Here is a 2,456-nt window from a genome sequence, read left to right as displayed (position 1 = left end):
AAAATCAACGGCGGCAACGGCGGCAGTCACAAAAGCGGTGCTTGCAATTTGGGTATTGTTGGTGCCGGGAGCCGCTGTTGCGGTGGTCATGTTGCTGGCAACACCCGACGCGGGCGTTCCCAACGCGCCGCCAACAAAATATGCTGCACCGGTTCCTACTTCGTCGGTGAGAGCAGCCCGCAAATTAGCCGATGATGGGGTCGCAAGAAACGCGGCGATGCCCGCAGCCAACCCCGAAACACCCGTGGCGATGGGGAGGCCGGTCAAGTTAGTTGCGACACCCGATGCAGGTGTGCCCAACGCGCCGCCGACGAAATAAGCCGAGCCAGTTCCTACCTCATCGGTAAGCAAGGTCCGGAGGTTTGCCGACGATGGTGCGGCGACGAATGCGTCAAAATTGGCCGCGCGAGCGATGGCTCCCCAAGAAGTGAGGTTGGCGGTGAGGGGTTGGTAAGCGGCGGCGGCATCCGATACCGATAGAGCGGTCTGGGTGACACCGTTGATCCGGTAAAACAGGCCCGTGGTTGCGGTCCACATGTCGCCGTTCGCCGGAGCGTTCGGTGCAACACCGTGCGGAAGTCTAATCGATGCCGCCGTGGTGGAACTGGTCTTGAATGTCTGGATAATGGTCCACTGCGAGGCGTTGTCGAGGGACGCCATCGCCTTGGTGACGCCGTTTACCCGAACGTACAAGCCAAAGGCAGCAGTGGTCCAGAAATCGCCATCCGCAGGCGCATTTGGCACAATGCCGTGGGGAACATTAAAACCCGCGCCAAGCACCGCTTCCGACGCGTCCGTTACCAGCTTGCCGGTCATCGTCCCGCCAGCAAGAGGCAGGCAGACCAGGGATGCCGCCGTCGCGAAATCCGATATCGTGGCGGCAAGCTGTGTGCCGGTGTGGTTCGCTCTGGCGAGCAGGAAGGCGTCCGAGCTATTGGCCGTGGCGCCATCGGCCACGTTGAGCAGCGCGCGAACCTGTGCGGGCGTCAATTCCTCGGTGTCGCCCGTCAACGCGCTTACCCGGCCAAGGATGGTCTCTGTGGCCTGGGTCAGGGCGTGTTCGTCGTTCCAGTTCGATGGCTGGACAATCGTCGGGTCGCCCGCGTCGGGAATGAGCGACGTGAACTTATGCTTCAGCGATACAGTCATTGCATCGGCACCGTTTCAACACCGATCGGGCGGCCCTGCGGGTCTTTGATGACCTTCTTCGGCGCGGTGAGTGCCTTGGTGACCATGATCATGAACTGGCCGAACTGCTCACGTTGGGCGGCCATCTCTTTCAAAACCGCCTCGCCGCCGATCGGGTCAATCTGAATTGGCGGAGGAACAATGCCGTTCGCGGCCAAGACCTGGTTCTGATCGGTTGCAGCCGCAATCTGCTTGGAGCGCAGATCGAACTGCTTTTCCTTCATCGTCATGTCGTGCTGCTCGCGGGCGAACTGCATACCCTGTTCGACCTGGGCGCCCTTGAGCTTCGCTTCAGCAGCTTTTGCTGCCGCGTCCGCCTCTCGCGTCTTCGCTTCCGCTTCAGCCTTTTGTTGTTCGGGGCTAGGCTTTGGTGTCTCAGGCTGTGCGGCTTTCGCCTTGGCATCGGTGACCATCTTTTCCAGAACGTCTTCGACAGACTTGCCGAGGTTGAACAGCCGGGAGTTGGCCGCGAAGATTTCGACGGCAACCTCTTTCGGAAGCTCCCCGGACTGGACCATTGGACCGACAGCAGCCCAGTAGGCGCCGGCACCTTGCAGGAATTCCGCAGCTTCGGCCTTTTGCCGAGACAGGTCCGCCTTCACCGTGGAATCGCTTTCGACATCGATGCGGTACATGGTCGATAGCTTCTGGGTGAGAAGCTGCTGAACAGCCTGCATCTGTGCCAGCTTGGCCTGCCGGGCTTTCTCAGCCATCTGGGCGGCCTGGGCGGCCTGCTGATACTGCTGCATCTGGTCGGGCGGCAGTTGCGCACCCTGCGGCGGCGGTGGCGGCGGCTGGATAGGCGTGAGATCCTGTTGCGTCGGGATGATCTGGACGCCCGTCATCTGCTGAAGCGTCTCGTGTGAAAACTTCGCAGGGATGATTTCCGACATCATCACGAACAGGTCGCGCGCGCCGCGCTCCATCATTCGCTGCATCTTCTGGATGCGCAGCGAGCCCCATTGCGTCTTGATCTGCTGGGCGCCTAGCGTCTCGTTGGATTTCGAAGCACCGCGAACGATGTCCGATATCCCGGTGATTTCGTAAATCGCCTGCTTGGTCTGCTCACGGGCGTTGTACAGCTCGCGAAGGACGAGGATGAACTTTTCCACCGGCCAGAACGCGACCGCTCCAGCGAGCCCACCATTGGCCGCCCAGATGTCAGCATTGCCGATCGGGACAAATTCCGTGTCGTCGGCCGCCAGCATATTGCCGATGTCGCCGGCATCGCCCGAATACCAGCCTTTCACCTTCATGTGGTTGGTGAT

2 pseudogenes are annotated in these 2,456 nt (G+C 60.8%); both read right to left on the bottom strand.

Annotated elements, in window-relative coordinates:
• Window positions 1–1,149, bottom strand: a pseudogene (locus EN906_RS30915) (hypothetical protein); the annotation flags it as partial.
• Window positions 1,146–2,456, bottom strand: a pseudogene (locus EN906_RS30910) (hypothetical protein); the annotation flags it as partial. The pseudogenes EN906_RS30910 and EN906_RS30915, both read right to left, overlap by 4 nt.

It is taken from the genome of Mesorhizobium sp. M7A.F.Ca.CA.004.06.1.1 (assembly GCF_003999135.1).
Lineage (GTDB): Bacteria > Pseudomonadota > Alphaproteobacteria > Rhizobiales > Rhizobiaceae > Mesorhizobium.
Note: the sequence above shows the minus strand (reverse complement) of the source record. Positions and strands in the feature narration are given on the sequence as shown.